Here is a 5,251-nt window from a genome sequence, read left to right as displayed (position 1 = left end):
ACCCTAACCCTCCCCTTGTAAAGGGGAGGGAACTAGATTTTCTATTTCCCCCCTTTACAAGGGGGGACTAAGGGGGGTAAAAACACAATTAAAATCACAGCCAATCACTTTCCAAACATCCTCCAAAGAAAAAAATTGGCACATCCCCACAAAGAAATAAGATGAATCATCAATCTCAATTGAACAATTTTCCAGCAAAATATCAGAATGATAACTCAATACAGTTCAGTTAAAATTTTTTTTCCTTCTCTCTCTTCTCTCTGTGTCCTCTGCGCCTCTGTGGTTCGTTAAAAAAACGACTTTAACAAAGAATGCTGGCCTTGACAGAACCGTATTCAATGATAACTAAACTTATGAACAAAAACCAACTTTTAATCGAACTCGAAAAACGAGGAATCAAACTCTGGTTAGAAAATGACCTATTAAACATCGAAGCACCAAAAGGAACATTAACACCAGAACTACACGATTCCCTCAAAGAACATAAACCAGAACTTATCAAACTCCTAAATCTCAACAACATCAAAACAACCTCCCTACCAATCATCAAACCAAATCTTCAGCAACGTCACCAACCATTTACACTAACTGACATCCAACAAGCACATTGGTTAGGACGCAATCAAGTATTTGAATTAAGCCATGTCAGCAACCATGTTTACATAGAATTTGAAACTAATAATTTAGACATATCCCGCCTTACAGCAGCTTGGGAAAAACTGATTCAACGTCATGATATGCTACGAGCGATAGTATTACCCACAGGAGAGCAACAAATCTTAGATCAAGTTCCCGATTATCAAATTACCATCTTAGATTTGCGAGAATTGGAAACCCAAAAACTCGAAACTGAATTAATAGCAATCCGCGAAAAATTATCTCAGCAAAACTTACCTTCACACCAATGGCCTTGGTTTGATATTCGAGCCACTTATTTAAACCAACAACAAATTCGGCTGCATCTGAGCATGGATTTATTACTGATAGATGCTGCGAGTATTCGGATTTTATTTCACGAATGGAATCTACTTTATCAAAATCTCGAATTATCATTATCACCATTAGAATTATCATTTCGAGATTATGTAATTACAAAAAATTCTCTCCAAGACTCAGAATTAGTCAAGCGATCGCAAACTTACTGGTTCAATCGTTTAGATACTCTACCACCAGCACCAGAACTACCCCTAGCTTGTTTTCCTAGTGAATTAAAAGAGTATACATTCAAACGCTATGCTGGAAAACTAGAACCCCATATATGGCAAAAATTAAAAAATCGGGGTCAAAAAGCTGGTTTAACTCCTTCTATCATCTTGTTAACTGCTTTTGCAGAAATTTTAACTTTGTGGAGTAAAAATTCTCACTTTACTCTCAATTTAACTGTCCTAGAACGTCTACCCCTCCATCCGCAAATCAATCAAATTATTGGAGATTTTACCAATACAAATCTCTTAGCAATAGACAATTCATCACCAAATACATTTACAAATCTAGCTCTAAAAATCCAACAACAATTACTCCAAGATTTAGACCATATTTATATTAGTGGAGTAGAAGTACTGCGGAAATTGCTCAATCAAAAGCAAACAGAATTAACCGCAGCTATGCCTATAGTATTTAGTAGTGTGTTAGGTTTGGGTAATTTTTCTCAGGCAGATTTAGAATATAACTTTTTAGGAGAGGTGGTGTATGGTATTAGCCAAACCCCGCAAGTTTCCTTAGAACATCAAGTTGCAGAACACAATGGAAGCTTAATTTTTAACTGGGATGCAGTAGAAGCACTCTTCCCTGTGGGGATGTTGGATGAAATGTTTACAGTTTACTGCAATTTACTGGAGCGTTTAGCCCAAGAAGATGAATTGTGGACAGTACCCATAGAATTATTACCACCAATCCAAATTCATCCTCATACACCAATCCCGCAAACAGCTTTACTCCACACTTTGTTTTTTGAACAAGTATCTCAACGTCCACAACAACAAGCTGTAATTAGCAGCGATCGCATTCTCACCTATCAAGAGTTAAGCGATCGCGTCACTGAATTAGCGCGACAACTAGGCGATCGTTCTCAGGTGGCGATCGCTATCATTATGGAAAAAGGTTGGAAACAGGTTGTCGCTGCTTTAGCTATCCTTGCTGCTGGTGGTATCTATGTCCCCATCGATCCAGGATTACCACAGGAACGTATATGGTATTGTTTAGAACAGGCACAAGTCAAACTGGTACTGACTGAAACTTGCCTTGTTCATAGTCTGGAATATCCAGAGAACATCCCAATTTTGTGTATAGATTCATTACAAACTTCACCATCTCACCAGCCATTCCAGCCAATCCCAAAACCCACAGACTTAGCCTATATCATCTACACCTCTGGTTCAACAGGAACACCCAAAGGTGTGATGATTACCCATGAAAGTGTAGTCAACACGATTTTAGATATTAACGAACGCTTTCGGATTAATTCAGGCGATCGCATCTTAGCTATTTCTGCTTTCAGCTTTGACCTCTCAGTTTACGACATCTTCGGCATCTTAGCAGCAGGAGGAACAATAGTAATTCCTGATGCTGCAAACAGTAAAGATCCATCTCATTGGAGTGAATTAATTACCACACACCAAATCACAATTTGGAACTCAGTTCCGGCTTTCATGCAGATGTTAATTGAGTATAATTTAAATCATTTTAAAGATACATTTAATACTCTCAGGTTAGTTTTATTGAGTGGTGATTGGATACCCCTAAATTTACCCACTCAAATCCAAGCATTATCTCCACAAGCCGAGATCATTAGTTTAGGAGGAGCAACAGAAGCCGCCATCTGGTCAATTTATTATCCAATTACCCAACTTGACCCCAACTGGAAAAGTATTCCCTACGGAAAACCACTTAAAAATCAATATATTTATGTTTTAAATACATCTCTGAAAAAATGTCCTGTTTGGGTGACAGGAGAATTATATATTGGGGGAATGGGATTAGCAAAAGGTTATTGGCAAGATGAAGAAAAGACAAATGCTAGTTTCATTATTCATCCCGTTACCAAAGAAAAATTATATAAAACAGGTGACTTGGGACGCTACTTACCCAACGGGAATATTGAGTTTTTGGGAAGAGAAGATTTTCAAGTTAAAATCAATGGTTATCGTATTGAACTAGGTGAAATTGAAGCCACATTAAAACAGCATCCTACCGTTAAAGAAGTTGTAGTTACAACAGTCCCAAAAACACAACAACTAATCGCTTACATTGTTCCCCAACCAGAGTCAAACATCACCACTCAAGAAATACGTTCTTTTCTCCAAACCAAATTACCAGCATACATGATCCCTTCTACTTTTGTGTTGTTAGCATCTTTCCCGCTCACAGCAAATGGTAAAGTGGATCGTCAGACGCTACCTATTCCTGAAGGTACGCAACCAGAATTAACACAAACTTTTACCCCGCCTCGTAACCAAGTAGAAGAACTATTAATTGCAACTTGGACGGAATTATTTCAACTTCCGCAAATCAGCATTTATGACAACTTCTTTGCATTAGGTGGACACTCATTTCTAGCACTACAATTAATCTCCAAAATTAATCATAAATTTCACACAAATATACCTCTTAGTACACTTTTTCACTATCCAACTGTAGCCGAATTAGGAAAATTTCTCATCCAAAATCATCACGCTTCCCCAACACCTGTATCTTTAGTCGCCATTCAACCACAGGGAACTCAACCACCATTATTTTGTATTCATCCCACAGGGGGACAAGTAATGGTGTATCAACATCTTGCCACCTGTTTAGGAACAGATCAACCTATATATGCTCTCCAGTCTCGCGCTCTCAACAACTCACTTGATGAGCATAATAGCATTGAAAATATGGCTGTCGAATACGCCAAAATCATTCGCCAACATCAACCTGATGGTGCTTATCATCTCATGGGTTGGTCTATGGGTGGAGTCATTGCTGTTAGTATTACCAAAGAATTAGAACAGCAGGGATGTAAAATTGATTTTCTTGGACTTGTAGATGCGTTCTTATTTCCAGATAGTACACCAACCTTTACACCCGATCCTTTATATGAATTAGCATTAGTGTTTGGTGGTACTTTTGTTGATGCTTTGATGACGCTAGATACTGTTCAACAACAGCAACTACGAGAGCAACTCATAAGTTTAACTTCTGTTGAACGTCTGCAATTAATCATGAATTGGGGACAATCACAAAATTTACTTTCAAAAGAACTATCAGAAGTATCAATTGAAATATTGCAAAAACAATTAGAACTAACCGAAATTCACCAAAAACTCTTAAAAAACCACCAACCACCTCAAATCCAAGCTCAAATCTCCATCTGGTGGGCTGCACAACAACTCACACCTCAATTACCCCGTACCAACTGGAGTCAATATACTATCAACGCAACTCACACAAAAATCTTAGATGGCAACCATTTTACCATCATGCTTCCCCCCTGCAATACAACACTAGCCCAGCAATTACAAGAGTACATTTAATTACATACTAGGAGAATTCAAACGCTTGCGTGGTAGTTAGAAAGTTTGACAGCCTGTCATTTGACGACGCAAGCCATGAAAAACGAAAATTAGTTGGGATATTATGCCTAATAAACTTTTTGCAGAGAGAACATGGAATGAAAAAGATTATTTCAGTGCTGTTGCTGGGTGTAGCGATTTTCACTTTTGCCTTCAATAATCCAGCTTTCGCAGCAGACGCAGCCAGTGGAGCCAAAGTCTTTAGTGCCAATTGTGCTTCTTGTCATGCAGGTGGTAAAAACTTGGTTCAAGCCAACAAAACTTTGAAAAAGGATGCTTTAGAAAAGTTTGGGATGTACTCAGCAGAAGCGATTATCACTCAAGTTACAAATGGTAAAAACGCTATGCCTGCTTTCAAAAGTCGTTTAAAACCAAATCAAATTGAGGATGTTGCAGCATATGTGCTGGGACAAGCAGACAAGGATTGGAAATAAAGTCAGAATACGAGAATAAGACTGTTGTTCTCTAGTTAAGAAATAGTAGGTAGGGTATGTGCCTTATCTACTCATTTTGCTCTGCTAATAAAGTGAGATATTATTATGAGTCGCTTTTACCGATTCATCCTCAATTTTGGTATTGCCGTTGTACTCGTCTGTCTTTTTGTTACTTCACCCGCATATTCATTATGGGACTTCCAAAGAATAAATTAATCAACAAAAACCAAGAATCCAATTTTAAACAATAATGATAATCATTTTAAGGGG

At 38.0% G+C, this 5,251-nt stretch carries 2 protein-coding genes; both read left to right on the top strand.

Annotated elements, in window-relative coordinates; translation table 11 throughout:
• Nucleotides 1-353 precede the first annotated feature (353 nt).
• The gene (locus tag CDG77_RS33250) at nt 354-4,508 is read left to right on the top strand and encodes a non-ribosomal peptide synthetase (protein ID WP_094333435.1); all 4,155 of its coding nucleotides are present in this window, start codon (nt 354-356) and stop codon (nt 4,506-4,508) included.
• A gap of 137 nt (nt 4,509-4,645) precedes the next feature.
• Nucleotides 4,646-4,981 (top strand): cytochrome c6 PetJ, encoded by a 336-nt coding sequence (petJ, locus tag CDG77_RS33245; protein ID WP_094333434.1) that lies wholly within the window; start codon nt 4,646-4,648, stop codon nt 4,979-4,981.
• Nucleotides 4,982-5,251: the final 270 nt, after the last annotated feature.

This window comes from Nostoc sp. 'Peltigera membranacea cyanobiont' 213 (assembly GCF_002245975.1).
Classification (GTDB): Bacteria; Cyanobacteriota; Cyanobacteriia; order Cyanobacteriales; family Nostocaceae; genus Nostoc.
This window is presented reverse-complemented; position numbering and strand designations above follow the sequence as displayed.